We start from the raw sequence: 18,111 nt of genomic DNA, 5'->3' as shown, positions 1-18,111 counted from the left end.
GGACAATGAAGGTCAGCGATTTGACGCATTGAATCTGCGTCGTAGGGAAGGTAAAGCAAGATGGTACAGGTGAGAGCACACCAGCCGATCAACACTGACGGCAGTATCAATCTCGAGGCTTGGCTCGATCACGCGGTCAGTATCGATACGGCACTGGATCGCGAAGCCTTGAAAGAAGCCTGCGAGTTCGCTCGCGAGGCCGAACAACAAGCCAATGCGGCGAAAAACCTGTGGTCCGAAGGGACCTCGAGTTTCCGCACCGGCCTTGAGATCGCCGAGATTCTCGCCGACCTCAAACTCGATCAGGATTCGTTGGTCGCGGCAGTCTTGTACCGCGGCGTGCGCGAAGGCCAGATCCAGTTGCCGGCGGTCAGCCAGCGCTTCGGCCCGGTGGTCGCCAAACTGATTGACGGCGTGCAACGCATGGCGGCGATCAGTGACAGTCTGAGTCCGCGTAAATCCATGGTGATGGGCACCCAAGGCCAGGTGGAAAACCTGCGCAAGATGCTCGTGGCCATGGTCGACGACGTGCGCGTCGCGCTGATCAAACTGGCCGAGCGCACCTGTGCGATCCGTGCGGTAAAAACCGCCGATGACGAGAAGCGTAACCGCGTCGCCCGTGAAGTCTTCGACATCTACGCGCCACTGGCTCACCGCCTCGGTATCGGTCATATCAAGTGGGAGCTGGAGGACTTGTCCTTCCGTTACCTCGAGCCCGACCAGTACAAGCAGATCGCCAAGTTGCTCCATGAGCGACGGCTGGATCGCGAGCGCTTCATCAGCGATGTGATGACCCAGCTCAAGAACGAGTTGCAGGCCACCGGCGTCGAGGCTGACATCAGCGGCCGGGCCAAACACATCTATTCGATCTGGCGCAAAATGCAGCGCAAGGGTCTGGAGTTCAGCCAGATCTACGACGTGCGCGCCGTTCGCGTGCTGGTGCCGGAAATGCGTGACTGCTACACCGCGCTCGGCATCGTCCACACCCTGTGGCGGCACATCCCGAAAGAGTTCGACGACTACATCGCCAACCCGAAAGAGAATGGCTACCGCTCGCTGCACACCGCGGTAATCGGCCCTGAAGGCAAGGTGCTGGAAGTGCAGATCCGCACCCACGCCATGCACGAAGAAGCCGAGCTGGGGGTTTGCGCGCACTGGCGATACAAGGGCACCGACGTCAAGTCCGGCTCGAACCACTATGAAGAGAAAATCTCCTGGCTGCGTCAAGTTCTCGAGTGGCACGAAGAGCTGGGCGATATCGGCGGCCTTGCCGAACAACTGCGGGTCGATATCGAGCCGGACCGGGTTTATATCTTCACTCCCGACGGTCATGCCATCGACTTGCCGAAGGGCGCGACACCGCTGGACTTCGCCTACCGCGTGCACACCGAAATCGGTCACAACTGCCGCGGCGCCAAGATCAACGGGCGCATCGTGCCGCTCAACTACAGCCTGCAAACCGGTGAACAGGTCGAGATCATCACCAGCAAGCACGGCACCCCGAGCCGCGACTGGCTGAACCCGAACCTGGGTTACATCACCACGTCGCGGGCGCGGGCGAAGATCGTTCACTGGTTCAAGTTGCAGGCCCGCGATCAGAACGTCGCGGCCGGTAAAACCTTGCTTGAACGCGAACTCAGTCGCCTCGGCCTGCCGCAGGTGGATTTCGACAAGCTGGCCGAAAAGGCCAACATGAAGACCGCCGAAGACATGTTCGCCGCATTGGGCGCAGGCGATTTGCGCCTGGCGCAACTGGTGAACCTGGCGCAGCAACTGGTCGAGCCGGAACGCGGCAACGAACAGCTGGAGCTGATCCCGCGCAAAGCCACCGGCTATAAACCGGGCAAGCGCGGCGATATCCAGATCCAGGGCGTCGGCAACCTGATGACCCAGATGGCCGGCTGCTGCCAGCCGTTGCCGGGGGACGCCATCGTCGGTTACATCACCCAGGGCCGTGGCGTGAGCATCCACCGTCAGGACTGCGCCTCGGTGCTGCAACTGGCCGGGCGCGAGCCGGAGCGGATCATCCAGGTCAGCTGGGGGCCGGTGCCGGTGCTCACCTATCCGGTGGACATCATCATTCGCGCTTACGACCGTTCCGGTCTGCTGCGTGACGTGTCGCAGGTGCTGCTCAACGAGCGGATCAACGTGCTGGCGGTCAACACCCGCTCGAACAAAGAGGACAACACTGCGTTGATGTCCCTGACCATCGAGATTCCGGGGCTGGATGCGCTGGGGCGGTTGCTGGGGCGGATCTCCCAGTTGCCGAACATCATCGAAACCCGCCGTAACCGCACACCGTAAGCGTTCACTTTTTTGTGGCCGCCAGGCTTTTGTGGGAGCTGGCTTGTCGGATCGCGGCGGTGCGGCGATCCGACTTGCCCGGTTCCCACAGGTTCTCGCAGAGATTGATTGATGTATTCACTTGAAGACCTGCTGCACCTGATGAACCGTCTGCGCGACCCGCAGTACGGCTGCCCGTGGGACATCAAGCAAACCTACGCCACCATCGTCCCGCACACCCTGGAGGAAGCCTACGAAGTTGCCGATGCTATTGAGCGCGGCGATTTCGATCACTTGCAGGGTGAGTTGGGCGACTTGTTGTTCCAGGTGGTTTATTACAGCCAACTGGCTCGGGAAGAAGGGCGCTTCGAATTTGCCGGCGTGGTCGACAGCATCACGCGCAAGTTGATCCGCCGTCATCCTCACGTATTTCCCACCGGGGATCTGTACGCGCCGCTGGACGTCCCGCGTCTGAATGAAGAGCAGGTCAAGCAACGCTGGGAAGAAATCAAGGCCGAAGAACGCGCCGAGAAGTCTTCGGCGCCGGAGCAGTTGTCCTTGCTCGATGACGTACCCGCGGCACTGCCGGCATTGTCCCGTTCGGCAAAACTGCAGAAGCGCGCAGGGCAGGTCGGTTTCGATTGGCCGGACGCCTTGCCGGTACTCGACAAGGTTCGCGAAGAGCTCGATGAAGTGCTCGAAGCCATGGCCGACAATGACTCGGTGGCGATTGCCGATGAAGTCGGCGACCTGCTGTTTTCCGTGGTCAATCTGGCGCGTCACCTCAAGGTCGATCCGGAAACCGCACTGCGTGGCGCGAACACAAAATTTGAAAGACGCTTCCGATTTATCGAACAGGCATTGCGCGACACCCACCGTCCCATAGAAGATTGCACCCTCGAAGAGTTGGACGCCTTGTGGGGCGAAGCCAAACGTCAGGAAAAGAATTTGCCCAGCTGCGGCTGAGCTGTTGCCTAAGTGAGTAAGCACCATGAGCCTTTCCCTTCGCGACCAGTTGCTCAAAGCAGGGCTGGTCAACCAAAAGCAGGCCAAACAGGTCGGCAAAGAAAAACAGAAACAACAGCGTCTGGCCCACAAAGGCCAGATCGAACTCGATGACTCCCAGCAGCGTGCGGCTCAGGAAGCCATGGCCGAGAAGGTCAAGCGCGACCAGGAGCTCAACCGTCAGCAGCAGGAGAAGGCCGAGCAGAAGGCCCGAGCCGCCCAGGTCAAGCAATTGATCGAAGTCTCGCGCCTGCCCAAGCTGAACACCGAGGACTACTACAACTTCGTCGACGACAAAAAGGTCAAGCGTATCTCCGTCAACACCCTGATGCGCAACAAGCTCAGCAGCGGTTCCCTGGCGATCGTGCATCACGCTGGCGGTTACGAAGTGATCCCCCGTGAAGCGGCCCTGAAGATTCAGGAGCGCGACCCACAGCGCATCGTGCAGCTGAATGTGAAGACAGAAGAAGTCAGCACCGAAGACGATCCGTACGCGGCCTATCAGATTCCTGACGATCTGATGTGGTAAGCCGTTAGCAGCTGCAACAACGACAAACCCCGCTCATGGCGGGGTTTGTCATTTTCAATGCGGTGGTTATGCAGAACGCGCTTCGCGTTGCTGCTCCAGTGATTCCAGTTCGGCCTTGTATCGGTGGGCTTCGGTCTCGGAATGGAACATCCCGACCAGCAGGTCTTGTTGATGTACATCCCAGATGCGGATACCGGCGGCGATGCCTTCATGGGACATATGTGAATCGTCGCGTTCAGTTACTTTTACAGTCATCTGCTAGCTCCAATCTCTGTTATCTGCAGCAAGGCGTGTGCAGGCCTTTGTTATAAGTTTTGTTAGCTGGCTAAGTAAACGACTGAAATCGGTAACGGATTATTGCAAAAACGGAGAAAGTGCTGCAGCCCGCGAAATACGCGACATTCAGTCGCAGGCTGTTGAGTTCCATGACAAATGTTTCATGTTTCAAGGGCTGTCTGGCCGTAGATAAAACCTGGCCAAAAAAAACGCCCCGAACCAGTCGGGGCGTTTTTATGTGTGGCGTAGGCGGGGTATTACTTACCCTGCCAGCGCTTCAGTACCAGCGTGGCGTTGGTGCCACCGAAGCCGAAGCTGTTGCTCATCACAGTGTTGATGGTGGCGTCTTCGCGAGTCTTGGTCAGGATTGGCATGTCTGCCACTTCCGGGTCCAGTTCGTCGATGTTGGCGGAACCCGCCATGAAGTTGCCTTCCATCATCAGCATGCAGTAGATCGCTTCGTGAACGCCGGCGGCGCCCAGGGAGTGACCCGACAGGCTCTTGGTGGAGCTGATGGCCGGAGCGTTGTCGCCGAACACTTCACGCACACCTTTCATTTCCATCACGTCGCCGACCGGAGTCGAGGTGCCGTGGGTGTTCAGGTAGTCGATCGGTGCGTCAACGGTGGACATGGCCATCTGCATGCAGCGGATGGCGCCTTCGCCGCTTGGGGCGACCATGTCGTAGCCGTCGGAGGTCGCGCCGTAGCCAACGATTTCCGCGTAGATCTTCGCGCCGCGGGCCAGAGCGTGTTCCAGCTCTTCGACCACGACCATGCCGCCACCGCCGGCGATGACGAAACCGTCACGCTTGGCGTCGTAGGCACGGGAAGCTTTTTCCGGGGTTTCGTTGTACTGGCTGGACAGGGCGCCCATGGCGTCGAACAGGAACGACTGGCTCCAGTGCTCTTCTTCACCGCCGCCGGCGAATACGATGTCCTGCTTGCCCATCTGGATCTGTTCCATGGCGGTACCGATGCAGTGAGCACTGGTGGCGCAGGCAGAAGCGATGGAGTAGTTCAGGCCCTTGATCTTGAACGGGGTGGCCAGGCAAGCGGAAACAGTGCTGCTCATGGTCCGCGTTACGCGGTATGGGCCGACGCGCTTGACGCCTTTCTCGCGCAGGATGTCCAGCGCTTCCATCTGGTTCAGCGTGGAGGCGCCACCGGAACCGGCGATCAGGCCGGTACGCGGGTTGGAAACTTGCTCTTCGGTCAGGCCGGAGTCTGCGATGGCATCTTTCATGGCCAGGTAGGCGTAAGCCGCCGCGTGGCCGACGAAGCGATAGATCTTGCGATCGATCAGCTCTTCGAGGGGAAGGTCAATGGAGCCGGAAACCTGGCTACGCAGACCCATTTCGGCATATTCCGGGTTGAACCGGATGCCAGGGCGGCTTGCACGCAGGTTAGCGGAGACGGTCTCTTTGTCATTGCCCAGGCACGAAACGATGCCCAGACCAGTGATAACGACGCGGCGCATGCGGATAACCCTTAGAAGTTGTCAGTGGAGGTGAAAACGCCGACCCGAAGGCCTTCGGCGGTATAGATTTCGCGGCCGTCGACAGTCACGGAACCATCGGCGATGGCCATGTTCAGCTTGCCTTTGAGGACGCGTTTGATATGGATGTTATAGGTGACTTTCTTGGCGGTCGGCAGTACCTGGCCAAAGAATTTCACTTCGCCCGAGCCCAGGGCGCGACCACGACCCGGCAGACCTTGCCAGCCGAGGAAGAAACCGACCAGTTGCCACATGGCATCGAGGCCCAGGCAGCCCGGCATCACCGGATCACCTTCGAAGTGGCAGGCGAAGAACCACAGGTCTGGAGTGATATCCAGCTCGGCGACCAATTCACCTTTGCCGTACTTGCCACCCTCTTCGGAGATCAGGGTGATGCGATCGACCATCAGCATGTTCGGGGCGGGCAGTTGCGCGTTACCCGGGCCGAACAGCTCACCACGACTGCAGCGCAGCAGGTCTTCCCGAGTAAAGGCGTTTTGTTTGGTCATGCGAGCTCCTCAATAGTCCATGCGGCAGGGGGGCGAATCTTCCCGGCCGATCGAAGCGTTCATGCCTCGAGTCAGCAGCCTACTCATAGACTATTGCGTTGTAGTGAAAGTCACAGCACCAAGGACATGAATGTACACTTGTGCACTGAAATTATTATTCAAGCCCCTTTTAGGGCCTGTTCGGGTGCCTAAGACTGCCGCACTTTCGTCTTTCACGCCAGTCGCAGATCGTCGAAAGGCCTGCACTACTGCACCCAACGCTGCAGAATTTGCTGCAGATCAGTGCGTTTAAAGGGCTTGGCCAGGTAATCGTTCATTCCCGCGGACAAACAGGCTTCACGATCGCCCTGCAAGGCGTTGGCCGTCAGGGCAATGATCGGCACGTCAGCGCAGCCGGGCAGTTGGCGAATCTGTCGGGTGGCCTCGTAGCCGTCAATGACCGGCAGTCGGCAATCCATCAGAATCGCTTCGAAAATCAGGCTCTCGGCGCTGCGCACCGCTTGTGCGCCATCTGTAACGACGCTGACAGTAAAGCCCAGACTGCGCAACATTGCTTCGACCACGGTGCGGTTGACCGGGTTGTCTTCCACCAGCAGCACATTACGACCTTCGCCATGGTCATTGCCGGTATGGACTCGTGGCATCAGCGTTGGCAATGGCTGCTTGTAGAGGGCCAAAGGAATTTCCAGGGTGAACACCGAGCCTGCGCCTTCTTCGCTCTGAGCGCGCAAGGTGCCGCCCATCCGCTCAGCCAGGGTACGGGCAATTGGCAGCCCTAATCCGGTGCCGCCGTAACGTCTTGAAATAGAACTGTCGGCCTGCTGGAACGCGTTGAACATCAACTCCAGGCTTTCGGCCGGGATACCGATCCCGCTGTCGCGCACGGTGCAGGTGAACCACAGCAATTCGTGATCCAGCGACTGCCACTGCGGTTCGATCGTGACGCGGCCCCGTTCGGTGAATTTCAGCGCATTGCCGACCAGGTTGACCAGTATCTGCCGGATCCGCGTCGGGTCGCCCTGAACCTGCAGCGCACGCATGTCTTCGGGGATGTGCAGTTGCAGATCGAGCCCGCGTTGCACCGCGCTGTGCTGGAACGATTGGGCGCAGCTGCCGATCAGGTCCGCGAGGTTGAACGCAATGTGCTCCAACTCCAGTTCCGAACGCTCGATGCGCGAGAAGTCGAGAATGTCGTTGATCACTTTGAGCAGGTGTTCAGTCGATTCCGAAGCCAGCGCGGCGTACTCGATCTGTTCCTCGGTCATCGCGGTGGTTTCCAGCAGTTGCAGCATGCCCAACACGCCATTCATCGGCGTGCGCAGCTCATGGCTCATCATGGCCAGGAAGTCGGATTTGGCGTTGTTGGCCCTTTCCGCTTCTTCGCGGGTCTGGATCAATTGCGCCATGGCCTGATGCTGTTCGCGGCTGGCTTTTTCAAGGCCCTGGGCAAGGTTGTTGATGTGTTGCGACAGGGCGCCCAGTTCGGTGTCGTCGACAATCGGCAGGGGCGTTTTGTAGTCGCCTTCCTGGATTGCCTTGACCGCATTGCCGATATCGTGGATCGGTTGCGACAGGCTGCTGGCCAGGCGCCGAGCCAGCAGAAAGGTAAACAGCAGGGCGAACAGGGCCAGGATCCCGGCCTTGAACAGGATTTCCTGCTGGCGCTGGTTGAAGGCGTCATTGGACAGACCGACGATCACCCGGCCCAGGTAATCCTCTCCCGGCTTGGTTGGGGCGGTGCGGCTGTTCTGGAAGAAGTCATTGTTGAGCGCGATGCGTTGCAGCCGCACCGGTGCCTGGAACACTTCGACCTGGTGCGAGCGATTGTGGGTTTCCGACGGTTGTTCGACGTACACCAGAATCCGGTTGGTGCTGTCCTGAACCTCCAGAAAACGCACATTGGGCGTGGCCAGGGTGGCTTTGAGCAAACTCTCAAGCACGTCGTTATTACCCGAGATCACCCCGTATTCGGTGGCCGGCGCCAGTTGGTTGGCGATCAGTTGACCGGTGTGGTTGAGTTCCTGGCGCAGGTCCTGGATTCGCACGAAGGTGAAGAAACTGATCAGCAGCAACGTCAGCAGCAGCGCCGGGCCGAGGCTGATGATCTGGGTACGGGTATTGATGTCCCAACCGCTATGGAAGGTCATGGGCGATGTTCTCCTTCGGCCAGCTGTGTTGCGACAGAGGCTTCATTCATCGGTTCAATGCTTAATGAACGAGCCACTTGCGGGTTGCTCAAGACCTTGAAGTGCTGCGGATAAAGGGTGCGCGGCCAGGTGCTGGAGGGGCGGTCGAGCAGTTCGTCGAGAATCTTCAGCCAATCGCGCTGGTCGCTGTAGGTGCTGGCGAGGCTGCCCGCCCTGACGAAGGCGGCATTGGGGCCGATCAGCGGCAGCTGCCGCGCGTAGCTGCTGAGCAGCAGGTTTTTCACGGTTTTGGGGTTGTACAGATCAGGATCATCCAGGCCCAGCAGCACATCGCTGTTTTTCAGCAGGGCCTGCAACGGGCGGCTGTCATTGGTGTCGTCCCAACGCTCGGTGACCACTTCAAGGCCCAGGGGCAGGGCGGCATGATGCAGTTCCTTCAGCAGGAATTCGCTGTGGCTGTCGAAAAGCACGCCGACCCGTCGAGCCTCGGGCAGGACGAGTCGGGTCAGGCGCAATTGTCGATCCAGCGGCGGATCGCTCCAGAGCAGGCTCAGGTGCGGTGGCGAAACATCGCCAAAGCGTTGGTGGGCTTGCAGACGGCTGATGCGCAGCACCAGCGTTGGCGGGCCTTGGGCGTCTTGCAGGCGCCAGTCGAGACTTTGCAAGTCGAGCAGAATCAGGCGGGTGCCCGCTGGCAGTTGGCCGGGTGCCGGCAAGCTGGCGACCGGCTGGAAACGCACGCTGTCGGTGGGGCGCAACTCGCTCAGGGCCTGGACGAAAGACTGCACGCCAGGGCTCTCTTCGGCGCCGGTCAGCAGAATGTCGGCGGCCCGGGCCGGCAGATTGCACAGCAGCCCGGCAAACACCAGGCACAGCCCCGCCAGCAGGCGGCCAAGGGTTGGCGTCTTCCGTGGCAGGCAATACTGCATCTTAAAACTCCAGCTCCGCGCTGAAGTAGAGCACTCGGCGTTCGTCGTAGTTGTTGTCGACGAAAGTGGTGGGCTGATTGTCGAGGCGTTGCTGGAGGACCCCGGCCAGCTCCAGATTGGCCTTGCCCAGGCCGATGCGTTTGGCGATGCGAGTGTCGACCCGCTCGAAGCGATAACCGTTGAGGGCATCGGCGCCATAGTAGAAGAGCGCGCTGTTCCAGCCCTGGCCCCAGTTGCGCAGCCAACCGGCGGAGCCGCTGTTGCGCGCCGTTTGTCGTGCATCCAGCGGGTTGCTCGCCTCGGCATCGACATAGGCGTAGGTCAGGCGCAGACGGTCGGCGCTGCTGACGCGCCAGTCCAGCTGGGTTTCAGTGCCGCTGAAGCGCGAGCTGTTCGAGTTGCTGGCAATGTACTGATTGTTGCGCAGCGGTTCGCTGATCATGCCGTTGATTTCGTCGTAGAACAGCTTCACATCGACCGTCAGTCCCCAGTCTGTGAAGTAGCCGTTGTAGCCCAATTCCCGGGAGCGCATGCGTTCCTGTTTGAGGTCACCCGGGCCACGGGTCCTGACGAAATAGCGGGCGCTGGTCTGGCCATAGGCACTGGGCTGCAGGTTGGTCACCTGATAGCTCCAGTTGACGCTGTTCTCGAACATGTCCGGCGAGCGGACGGCTTCCGAGTACACCGCGCGCAAACCGTGGCGTGGGTTGATCAGATAGTTGACCGCCAGCCGTGGGGTCAGTGAGCTGCCGGTCAATTGCGTGTCTTCGAACATCGCCCCGCCCTGCAGCAACCAGTGCTCAGTAGCGCGCCACTCGAGTTGGCCGAACGCCCGCCAGGTGGTGTCGTCGAGCGTGCCATTGAAGTAGGTCTCGGAATCGGCCCGGTCGTAACGATAGTTGATGCCGCTGACCAGCCGCAGCGTGTCGGACAGGCTGAGGGTGTCTTGCAGTTCGAGGTCGTAGCGCGACTCTCGGGCACTCTGGTCGATGTCGCCGCACAGCGTTTTGTTCGCGCCGTTTCGCCATTGCGCCAGAACCTGATTGGCCAGGTCTTGTTCTGCCGCTGTGCCGGGGGGCGCGCCGGTGAAACGAGCGATGTTGCGCGCCAGGCGTTCGGTGTAATTGGGGTTGAGCTGCCAAAGTTGGGTCAGCTCCGGGCTGAACGAGATCTCGGCATCGCAGGCACGCCAAGTCTGCTGACGATCCCAGTGTTGCGCCGAGCCTTGAATATAAAGGCTGTGATCAGGGTTGATGTCCAGGTTCCAGCGCAGCGAGCCCGCGTAGTCCTTGGCGATGACGTCGGAATTGTTCCCAGCGGCGGTAATCCCTGAGAACACCGGGCGGTAGGTATAGGGGCGCTGGTTGCTCCCGTCCTTGGCGTTCAGTTGCCAGTCGATGCTCTGGTTTTCATTGAGTGTCTGGCTGACGGCCAGGCTGAAGCGGTTCAAGCGACGGCTGTCGCGGTAATCGGCGCCGGTGCGGTCCGAGTCGAAGCCATCGTCTTGTTGCCCGGACAACGACAGGCGCAAGTCGCCGCTGTCCCAGCCCATGCCCTGGCTGGCGTAGAAATCGTTGATGCCGCGTTGGCCTCGGGTGATTTTCAGCCGTGTGCCGTGGCTGTCGGCCGGTTTGCGGGTGATGATATTGACCACCGCCATCAGCGCGTTGGCGCCGTAGCTGACGGTGTTCGGGCCACGGAAAACCTCGATGCGCTCGATGTCTTCCATGGCCACCGGAATATCACTCCAGTCCACCGTGGCCAGGCCCGCGCGGTACACCGAGCGGCCGTCGATCAGCACTTGCATGCGCCGCGCTTCGCTGGCGTTGGTGCCGTGGTAGTTCACCGCCGCCTGGTTGCCGCTGATATTGCCGACCATCATCCCCGGCACCAGCCGCAGCAACTCGCTGATGTCCCGCGCGCCGCTGGCATTGATCAGTTCGCTGTCGATCACCGTCATGCTGCCCGGCACGGCCGCCGGCGACTGCTTCAGGCGCGTCGCGGTGAGCACTTGCGGCAACGGATCGTTGTCCAGGAACAGGTCGTCGGCCAGCAATGGCGAGCTGAACATCAGCGCCAGCACCAGTGGCGAGCGAGGAGAGGGAGAGCCAAAAGACACGGCACGGCCTTGATAGCGATTAATTGGCGCGCATGTTAACCGAGCGCAATGACTTTTCCAGTCACGTTGTGGGCATTTTCCTCGGTTTTCTTGGTCTTCTTCCTACAAGTGCCGGTAATTGATGTCGGGGCTGGCCGCCACTGGGCCGCTCCGTATAATGCGGGCATCGCCACTGGTATGGATTAACGGATTGCATATGACTGAACAGCGCCCAATTGCGGTCCTGGGAGGCGGAAGTTTTGGTACCGCCGTGGCTAATCTGCTGGCCGAGAACGGGCATCAGGTGCGGCTGTGGATGCGTGACCCCGAGCAGGCCGAGGCCATTCGGGTCAATCGCGAGAACCCGCGTTACCTCAAAGGCATCAAGATTCTTGCGGCGGTGGAGGCGGTCACAGACCTGCAAGCCACGCTGGAAGCCTGCGACCTGTGCTTCGTCGCGTTGCCCTCCAGCGCACTGCGCTCGGTGTTGGCGCCCTACGCTCAGCTTTTGAGCGGCAAAATGCTGGTGAGCCTGACCAAAGGCATCGAAGCCCATACGTTCAAGCTGATGAGCCAGATTCTTGAAGACATCGCCCCGCAAGCGCGCATCGGCGTGCTGTCGGGGCCGAACCTGGCCCGTGAAATCGCCGAACACGCGCTGACCGCCACGGTGGTCGCCAGCGAAGACGAAGACCTTTGCCAGCAGGTTCAGGCCGCTCTGCATGGCCGGACCTTTCGCGTATACGCCAGCGCCGACCGCTTTGGCGTGGAGCTGGGCGGGGCGCTGAAAAACGTTTACGCCATCATCGCCGGCATGGCGGTAGCGTTGGGCATGGGCGAAAACACCAAGAGCATGCTGATTACCCGGGCTCTGGCGGAAATGACCCGTTTCGCGGTGAGTCAGGGTGCCAACCCGATGACGTTCCTGGGGCTGGCGGGCGTCGGCGATTTGATCGTCACCTGCTCATCGCCGAAAAGCCGCAATTATCAGGTCGGGTTTGCCCTCGGCCAGGGCTTGAGCCTGGAGGACGCGGTGACGCGTCTGGGCGAAGTGGCCGAAGGCGTGAATACCCTCAAGGTGCTCAAGGCCAAGGCTCAGGAAGTGGGCGTGTATATGCCGCTGGTCGCCGGATTGCACGCGATTCTGTTCGAAGGGCGCACGCTTGATCAGGTGATTGGGTTGTTGATGCGTGGCGAACCGAAAACCGACGTGGACTTTATTTCCCCCAGTGGTTTCTAAGCACTTAACCGATACGAGCAGGGAGCGAGACAGACATGAACGATCCGAAAGTAGAAGGCAAGTACGAATCCATCCTGCTGCGAGTTCTGTGGATGATTGTCTATGTGCTGGTCTGGCAAGTGGCGCAGTTGATCCTCGGCGCAGTGGTGCTGGTGCAGCTGATCTATCGTTTGATATATGGCGCACCGAGCGCCAGCCTGATGAATTTCGGCGACAGCCTGAGCCAGTATCTGGCGCAGATCGGTCGTTTCGGCAGCTTTCACAGCGACCAGAAGCCCTGGCCGTTCGCCGACTGGCCAGCGCCGCGTACACCGGAAGGTGAAGCCCCGCACGTTGTGGCGCCGGCGCCGCATCCGGCCCGAGATGAGGAACCGAAACTATGAAACTCTGGGTATTGCGTCATGGTGAAGCCGAGCCTCACGGTACCCGCCCGGACTCCGAGCGGGCCCTGACCGATAAGGGGCGCAAAGAGGTGAAGCGCATCGCGGCCAAATTGAAGGGCAAACACCTGACTGCCATTTATGCCAGCCCTTACCTGCGAGCGCAGGAGACCGCAATGCTGGTGCGTAAGGAGCTGGGTTTTGCACCGGAGATTCGCACCGTCGAATGGCTGACGCCCGACAACAATCCGCAAGCAGTGGCGGAGCAGTTGGTTTCCGTGGATCACGCGCTGCTGGTCAGCCACAACCCGCTGGTCGGTAACCTGCTGGGCTATTTGCAGCATGGTCACGTGCAAGACCCGGAGCGAGTCGGTACCGCCGGACTGGCGGAGCTTGAGGGCGACGAACTGCTGGTTGGGTCCATGAAGCTCAACGGCATCAAAACCCCATAACCGGCTCCCACAGGACCTGTGTCGTTGCTGGTTTTTGTGTGAAATAGTCAACCAAGCACTTGCTTGGTTGACTACGCTTGCTCCAGATCAAAAATGAAGGAGCAAGTCGCATGTCTGCTGCTGTTCGTTTGCCACTGGACGTCTTCTACGAACGCGAAGCCCGTCATCCGCGCCAGCGCTTTCTGGTGCAGCCGACCGGGGGCGGCCAAGTCGAGACGCTGACCTGGGCCGACGTCGGTCATCAGGCGCGCTGTGCCGCCCACTGGCTGCGGGCTCGCGAATTGCCGCAAGGCAGCCACATCGCATTGATCTCGAAAAACTGTGCCCACTGGATCATCGCCGACCTGGCGATCTGGATGGCCGGGCATGTCTCGGTGCCGCTGTACCCCAATCTGACCGCCGAATCCGCGGCCCAGGTGCTCGATCATTCTGAAGCTGCACTGGCGTTCATCGGTAAGCTGGATGACTGGCCGGGTATGTCCGTCGGGATTAGGCCTGACCTGCCGACCATCAGCCTGCCGCTGTGCCCGGTGGGCACTTTCAATTTCAGCTGGGCCGACCTGCAACGCAGCTCACCGATTCAGGACGATCCCAAACCCGCCGCCGATCAACTGGCGACCATCATTTACACCTCTGGCACCACGGGCCAGCCCAAAGGCGTGATGCACAGTTTCGGCACGCTGGGATTTGCCACCACCCATGGCACCCGGTTGTTTGGCCTGAATGAGTCGGATCGCCTGCTGTCCTACCTGCCGCTGTGCCATGTCGCCGAGCGGATGTTCGTCGAGCTGGCAGCGATCTACACCGGGCAAACGGTGTTTTTCGCCGAGAGCCTCGACACCTTCCTCACCGATTTGCAGCGTGCCCGACCGACCGCGCTGTTCGGCGTGCCACGCATCTGGACCAAATTCCAGATGGGCGTGTACGGCAAGATCCCGGCAAAACGCCTCGACTTCCTGCTCGGCCTGCCTTTCATCGGCAAACGGGTAGGGCACAAAGTCCTCGCCGGGCTGGGGCTGGACGCTTTGCGTATTGCCTTGTCCGGCGCGGCGCCAGTGCCGCAGGCCTTGTTGAACTGGTATCGAAAACTGGGGCTGGACGTGCTGGAGGTGTACGGCATGACCGAAAGCTGCGGTTACTCCCACATCGGCCTGCCCGGTCAAAACAACCCTGGCTGGATCGGCAAGCCATGCCCGGAGGTCGAAGTACGGGTTGAGCCATCAGGTGAAGTGCTGGTGCGCAGCGGCGCGATCATGCTCGGCTATTTCAAGGAGCCTTTGAAAACCGCCGAAACCCTCACCGAGGACGGCTTCCTGCGCACCGGTGACAAGGGCGAGGAAGACGCCGAGGGCAACCTGCGCCTGACCGGGCGCCTGAAGGAAATTTTCAAGACCAGCAAAGGCAAATACGTGGCCCCGGCGCCGATCGAGAATCGCCTGGCGGTGCATTCGCGGATCGAACAAGTGTGCGTGGTGGGCGACGGCTTGAGCGCACCGCTGGGGTTATGCGTGTTGTCGGCGGTTGGCCTGCAAGACGCCAGCGGAACGATGAGGGCGGGCCTGCATTCAAGTCTGGAAAAGCTGCTGGAGGAGGTCAACGGTTCGCTTGATAAACATGAACGCTTGCACCGGCTGGTGGTGGTCAAGGACTGTTGGGCGGTGGAAAACGGTTTCCTGACACCGACCTTGAAGATCAAGCGCAACATGATCGAATCGGCTTACGGTGCGCGCTTCGAAGAATGGAGCGCGCGCAGCGAGGCGGTGCTGTGGCAGGATTGAGTCACGAACAACACCAACAAAGGAACGCAACAATGACTCTGTGGCGCACCACTCCCAACATCGAGCAGTTGAACGCTATCCAGAAAAACACCATCGGCGAAGTGCTGGATATTCGCTTCGAAGCCTTCGATGACGAGTCTCTGACCGCGAGCATGGTCATTGACCACCGTACGCACCAGCCTTATGGATTGCTGCACGGCGGCGCTTCGGTGGTGCTGGCCGAAACCGTTGGCTCGATGGCCAGTTTCCTGTGCATCGACGCCAGCAAGTTTTATTGCGTGGGCCTGGAAATCAACGCCAACCATTTGCGCGGTCTGCGCAGCGGTCGGGTGACGGCGGTGGCCAAGGCGATTCACATCGGGCGCACCACCCATGTCTGGGATATTCGCTTGACCAGTGATGAGGGCAAGGCCAGTTGTGTGTCGCGGCTGACCATGGCGGTGGTGCCGTTGGGGGAGAATCCACCAGCACGATGAGTTTCGGCCTGCCAGGGGCATCCTTGCTCCCTCGTCATAGCCCTGACCCGACTGTCATCATTCCTGTCAGTTACGGTCATTGCTGTAGGACGTCGTCTTACGGACAATCAACGTCTGTTTTTTGCACATGGATCTGCCGGTATGTCGCAACAGATATTTTTCGCCCACGCCAATGGCTTTCCTTCGGGGACCTACAGCAAGTTGTTCGCGGCGCTGGCGCCCGAGTACCAGGTGGCGCATCTGGAGCAGCACGCCCATGACCCGCGTTTTCCGGCGGACGACAACTGGAACAATCTGGTGGATGAGCTGATTCATCACCTCCAGCAGCAGCCGGAGCCGGTCTGGGGCGTTGGCCACTCTTTCGGCGGCGTGCTGCACCTGCACGCCGCGTTGCGTTGTCCTGAGTTGTATCGCGGCGTGGTCATGCTCGATTCACCGGTGCTGACCCGCACCGATCAATGGGTAATCCGTGCCGCCAAACGCTTCGGTTTCATCGATCGCCTGACCCCGGCCGGTCGCACATTGGGACGACGGGAAGAGTTCGCCGATCTGGAAGCGGCCCGCCTGTATTTCGCCGGTAAAACCCTGTTTCGTGGCTTCGACCCGGAATGCTTCGAAGCCTATCTTCAACATGGTTTGCAAAAGGTCGGCGACAAGCTGCGCCTGCGTTTCGACCCGGCCACGGAAATCAGCATCTACCGCGGCGTACCCCACACCAGCCCCGGTCGCGCGCGGCAGTTGAAAGTGCCGCTGGCGGTGGTTCGCGGGCACAAGAGCCGCGTGGTGATGCGTCATCACGCCCGATCCGTCGGGCGCATGCCGCTGGGCGAGTCCTTGACCCTGCCCGGCGGTCACATGTTTCCCCTCGAACGTCCACAAGACACGGCTACGCTGCTGAAGAGCCTGTTCAGTCGCTGGGACAGTCGCCGCCAACAGGATTGCGCATGAGCAGCGTTGTTGAAGAAGTTCGCCTGAGCCTGCCGCATATCGAGTTGGCGGCGCACCTGTTCGGTCCCGAGGACGGCTTGCCGGTGATCGCCTTGCACGGCTGGCTGGACAACGCCAACAGCTTTGCCCGGCTGGCGCCGAAGCTCAAAGGCTTGCGCATCATCGCGCTGGACATGGCCGGGCACGGTCACTCGGGGCATCGGCCGAACGGCGCCGGTTACGCCCTGTGGGACTACGCCCACGACGTGCTGCAAGTGGCCGAGCAGTTGGGATGGAAACGTTTTGCGCTGCTGGGGCATTCCCTGGGGGCGATCGTCTCGCTGGTGCTGGCCGGGTCGTTGCCGGAGCGGGTGAGTCACCTGGCGTTGATCGACGGCGTCATTCCTCCTACAGACAAGGGCGAAAACGCCGCCGAGCGTATGGGCATGGCCCTGCAAGCGCAGCTGGATCTGCGGGAAAAACGCAAACCGGTCTACAGCACGCTCGATCGGGCTATCGAAGCGCGCATGAAAGGTTTGGTGGCGGTCAGTCGCGAAGCCGCCGAACTGTTGGCCCAGCGCGGCTTGATGCCGGTGCCGGGCGGTTATACCTGGCGCACCGACAACCGCCTGACGCTGCCGTCGCCGCTGCGTCTGACCACTGAGCAGGCAATGGCTTTCGTCCAGCGCGTCAGTTGTCCTGCACACCTGGTGGTCGCGGCTGACGGCATGCTCGCCAAACATCCCGAGTTGCTGGAACGTCTACCCTTTAGCCGTGAACAGTTGCCTGGCGGCCATCATTTGCACCTGAACGACGAACCCGGCGCCGACCTTGTCGCAGACTGTTTCAATCGGTTCTTCGCCGTTCCTTGACTTGCGCCGGGCAACTGTCGAGGCTGGGCGGGTTGAAATGGGAGACAACCATGATAGATCTGTACACCGCTGCGACCCCGAATGGCCACAAGGTCTCTATCGTGCTCGAGGAACTCGGCCTGCCCTATACGGTGCACGCCTTGAGTTTCGACAAAAAGGAACAGAAGTCCAAGGACTTCCTCAAGATCAATCCCAATGGCCGCATTCCCGCGATTGTCGACCGCGCCAATGGCGATTTCGCCGTGTTCGAGTCTGGCGCGATCCTGATTTACCTCGCCGAGATGACCGGCAAACTGCTGCCCCAGGACCCGAAAGGGCGCTCGGTGGTGTTGCAGTGGCTGATGTTCCAGATGGGCGGCATCGGCCCGATGCAGGGCCAGGCCAACGTGTTTTTCCGCTACTTCCCGGAAAAGCTCCAGGGCGCCATCGATCGCTATCAACATGAAACCCGACGCTTGTATGAAGTGCTCGACACGCGTCTGCAAGCCGTGGAATTTCTGGCGGGCGAGTACAGCATTGCCGACATCGCGACCTTTCCGTGGGTCCGTGGCCACGACTGGTCCGGCGTCTCGGTGGACGGCTTGCCGGCCTTGCAGCGCTGGATGGCAGCCATGGAGGCGCGCCCGGCGGTACAACGCGGCTTGCTGGTGCCTGAGCGCATCGATGACGCCAGTGTCATCAAGGGTGCCCAGGCCATGTTGATCCGATGAGTCT

General features: G+C 60.5%; 17 protein-coding genes. 11 read left to right on the top strand and 6 right to left on the bottom strand.

Annotation, left to right across the window (positions count from 1 at the left end):
* The first annotated feature begins 60 nt into the window (after nucleotides 1-60).
* The 3 genes from relA to PSH69_RS22645 all read left to right on the top strand — a co-directional run bounded on the left by relA (nucleotide 61) and on the right by PSH69_RS22645 (nucleotide 3,817).
* Nucleotides 61-2,304 (top strand): GTP diphosphokinase, encoded by a 2,244-nt coding sequence (gene relA, locus PSH69_RS22655; RefSeq protein WP_019581222.1) that lies wholly within the window; start codon nucleotides 61-63, stop codon nucleotides 2,302-2,304.
* A gap of 111 nt (nucleotides 2,305-2,415) precedes the next feature.
* Nucleotides 2,416-3,249 (top strand): nucleoside triphosphate pyrophosphohydrolase, encoded by an 834-nt coding sequence (gene mazG / locus PSH69_RS22650; protein ID WP_028938909.1) that lies wholly within the window; start codon nucleotides 2,416-2,418, stop codon nucleotides 3,247-3,249.
* 25 nt (nucleotides 3,250-3,274) lie between these two features.
* Nucleotides 3,275-3,817, top strand: a complete 543-nt coding sequence (locus PSH69_RS22645; protein WP_018926288.1) for a DUF2058 domain-containing protein — start codon at nucleotides 3,275-3,277, stop codon at nucleotides 3,815-3,817.
* A 66-nt stretch (nucleotides 3,818-3,883) separates the two neighbouring features.
* On the opposite strand, the gene PSH69_RS22640 is transcribed toward PSH69_RS22645, so the two are convergent.
* The 6 genes from PSH69_RS22640 to PSH69_RS22615 form a co-directional block, all read right to left on the bottom strand.
* Nucleotides 3,884-4,072, bottom strand: coding sequence for a hypothetical protein (locus tag PSH69_RS22640; protein ID WP_305409892.1), 189 nt, complete (start codon nucleotides 4,070-4,072; stop codon nucleotides 3,884-3,886).
* Between the two features lie 278 nt (nucleotides 4,073-4,350).
* Nucleotides 4,351-5,571, bottom strand: a complete 1,221-nt coding sequence (fabB, locus tag PSH69_RS22635; RefSeq protein ID WP_007937568.1) for a beta-ketoacyl-ACP synthase I — start codon at nucleotides 5,569-5,571, stop codon at nucleotides 4,351-4,353.
* Between the two features lie 11 nt (nucleotides 5,572-5,582).
* The gene (gene fabA / locus PSH69_RS22630; protein ID WP_018926285.1) at nucleotides 5,583-6,098 is read right to left on the bottom strand and encodes a 3-hydroxyacyl-[acyl-carrier-protein] dehydratase FabA; all 516 of its coding nucleotides are present in this window, start codon (nucleotides 6,096-6,098) and stop codon (nucleotides 5,583-5,585) included.
* A gap of 245 nt (nucleotides 6,099-6,343) precedes the next feature.
* Nucleotides 6,344-8,245, bottom strand: a complete 1,902-nt coding sequence (locus PSH69_RS22625) for an ATP-binding protein (protein ID WP_305409891.1) — start codon at nucleotides 8,243-8,245, stop codon at nucleotides 6,344-6,346.
* Entirely contained in the window at nucleotides 8,242-9,174 is a 933-nt protein-coding gene (locus PSH69_RS22620; RefSeq protein ID WP_305409890.1) for an ABC transporter substrate-binding protein, read from the bottom strand. The genes PSH69_RS22625 and PSH69_RS22620 overlap by 4 nt, the downstream gene beginning before the upstream one ends.
* A 1-nt stretch (nucleotide 9,175) precedes the next feature.
* Entirely contained in the window at nucleotides 9,176-11,293 is a 2,118-nt protein-coding gene (locus PSH69_RS22615; protein WP_305409889.1) for a TonB-dependent siderophore receptor, read from the bottom strand.
* A 196-nt stretch (nucleotides 11,294-11,489) separates the two neighbouring features.
* Between PSH69_RS22615 and PSH69_RS22610 the strand changes: the two genes are divergently transcribed.
* The 8 genes from PSH69_RS22610 to PSH69_RS22575 all read left to right on the top strand — a co-directional run bounded on the left by PSH69_RS22610 (nucleotide 11,490) and on the right by PSH69_RS22575 (nucleotide 18,107).
* Nucleotides 11,490-12,512 (top strand): NAD(P)H-dependent glycerol-3-phosphate dehydrogenase, encoded by a 1,023-nt coding sequence (locus tag PSH69_RS22610; protein ID WP_019581218.1) that lies wholly within the window; start codon nucleotides 11,490-11,492, stop codon nucleotides 12,510-12,512.
* A gap of 35 nt (nucleotides 12,513-12,547) precedes the next feature.
* Nucleotides 12,548-12,895, top strand: coding sequence for a DUF4389 domain-containing protein (locus tag PSH69_RS22605; RefSeq protein WP_305409888.1), 348 nt, complete (start codon nucleotides 12,548-12,550; stop codon nucleotides 12,893-12,895).
* The gene (gene sixA, locus PSH69_RS22600; protein WP_305409887.1) at nucleotides 12,892-13,344 is read left to right on the top strand and encodes a phosphohistidine phosphatase SixA; all 453 of its coding nucleotides are present in this window, start codon (nucleotides 12,892-12,894) and stop codon (nucleotides 13,342-13,344) included. Before PSH69_RS22605 ends, sixA begins: the two co-directional genes overlap by 4 nt.
* 110 nt (nucleotides 13,345-13,454) lie before the next feature.
* Nucleotides 13,455-15,122, top strand: coding sequence for an AMP-binding protein (locus PSH69_RS22595; protein ID WP_305409886.1), 1,668 nt, complete (start codon nucleotides 13,455-13,457; stop codon nucleotides 15,120-15,122).
* A 32-nt stretch (nucleotides 15,123-15,154) separates the two neighbouring features.
* Nucleotides 15,155-15,598: a hotdog fold thioesterase gene (locus PSH69_RS22590; RefSeq protein WP_096480908.1), complete on the top strand. Its 444-nt coding sequence runs from the start codon at nucleotides 15,155-15,157 to the stop codon at nucleotides 15,596-15,598.
* 141 nt (nucleotides 15,599-15,739) lie between these two features.
* Complete coding sequence (locus PSH69_RS22585) at nucleotides 15,740-16,546, top strand: alpha/beta fold hydrolase (RefSeq protein WP_305409885.1); 807 nt, start codon at nucleotides 15,740-15,742, stop codon at nucleotides 16,544-16,546.
* Nucleotides 16,543-17,397: an alpha/beta hydrolase gene (locus PSH69_RS22580; RefSeq protein ID WP_305409884.1), complete on the top strand. Its 855-nt coding sequence runs from the start codon at nucleotides 16,543-16,545 to the stop codon at nucleotides 17,395-17,397. The genes PSH69_RS22585 and PSH69_RS22580 overlap by 4 nt, the downstream gene beginning before the upstream one ends.
* 50 nt (nucleotides 17,398-17,447) lie before the next feature.
* Nucleotides 17,448-18,107, top strand: a complete 660-nt coding sequence (locus PSH69_RS22575; protein WP_305409883.1) for a glutathione S-transferase family protein — start codon at nucleotides 17,448-17,450, stop codon at nucleotides 18,105-18,107.
* Nucleotides 18,108-18,111 lie beyond the last annotated feature (4 nt).

The sequence above is a fragment of the Pseudomonas sp. FP1740 genome, from assembly GCF_030687165.1.
GTDB lineage: Bacteria > Pseudomonadota > Gammaproteobacteria > Pseudomonadales > Pseudomonadaceae > Aquipseudomonas.
The sequence above is the reverse complement of the archived record's forward strand: the minus strand, read 5'-3'. Positions and strand labels throughout refer to the sequence as shown.

Coding starts and splice junctions, on each gene's coding strand:
- relA (WP_019581222.1), top strand. CDS start 61: ATGGTACAGGTGAGAGCACACCAGCCGATCAACACTGACGGCAGTATC.
- mazG (WP_028938909.1), top strand. CDS start 2,416: ATGTATTCACTTGAAGACCTGCTGCACCTGATGAACCGTCTGCGCGAC.
- PSH69_RS22645 (WP_018926288.1), top strand. CDS start 3,275: ATGAGCCTTTCCCTTCGCGACCAGTTGCTCAAAGCAGGGCTGGTCAAC.
- PSH69_RS22640 (WP_305409892.1), bottom strand. CDS start 4,072: ATGACTGTAAAAGTAACTGAACGCGACGATTCACATATGTCCCATGAA.
- fabB (WP_007937568.1), bottom strand. CDS start 5,571: ATGCGCCGCGTCGTTATCACTGGTCTGGGCATCGTTTCGTGCCTGGGC.
- fabA (WP_018926285.1), bottom strand. CDS start 6,098: ATGACCAAACAAAACGCCTTTACTCGGGAAGACCTGCTGCGCTGCAGT.
- PSH69_RS22625 (WP_305409891.1), bottom strand. CDS start 8,245: ATGACCTTCCATAGCGGTTGGGACATCAATACCCGTACCCAGATCATC.
- PSH69_RS22620 (WP_305409890.1), bottom strand. CDS start 9,174: ATGCAGTATTGCCTGCCACGGAAGACGCCAACCCTTGGCCGCCTGCTG.
- PSH69_RS22610 (WP_019581218.1), top strand. CDS start 11,490: ATGACTGAACAGCGCCCAATTGCGGTCCTGGGAGGCGGAAGTTTTGGT.
- PSH69_RS22605 (WP_305409888.1), top strand. CDS start 12,548: ATGAACGATCCGAAAGTAGAAGGCAAGTACGAATCCATCCTGCTGCGA.
- sixA (WP_305409887.1), top strand. CDS start 12,892: ATGAAACTCTGGGTATTGCGTCATGGTGAAGCCGAGCCTCACGGTACC.
- PSH69_RS22595 (WP_305409886.1), top strand. CDS start 13,455: ATGTCTGCTGCTGTTCGTTTGCCACTGGACGTCTTCTACGAACGCGAA.
- PSH69_RS22590 (WP_096480908.1), top strand. CDS start 15,155: ATGACTCTGTGGCGCACCACTCCCAACATCGAGCAGTTGAACGCTATC.
- PSH69_RS22585 (WP_305409885.1), top strand. CDS start 15,740: ATGTCGCAACAGATATTTTTCGCCCACGCCAATGGCTTTCCTTCGGGG.
- PSH69_RS22580 (WP_305409884.1), top strand. CDS start 16,543: ATGAGCAGCGTTGTTGAAGAAGTTCGCCTGAGCCTGCCGCATATCGAG.
- PSH69_RS22575 (WP_305409883.1), top strand. CDS start 17,448: ATGATAGATCTGTACACCGCTGCGACCCCGAATGGCCACAAGGTCTCT.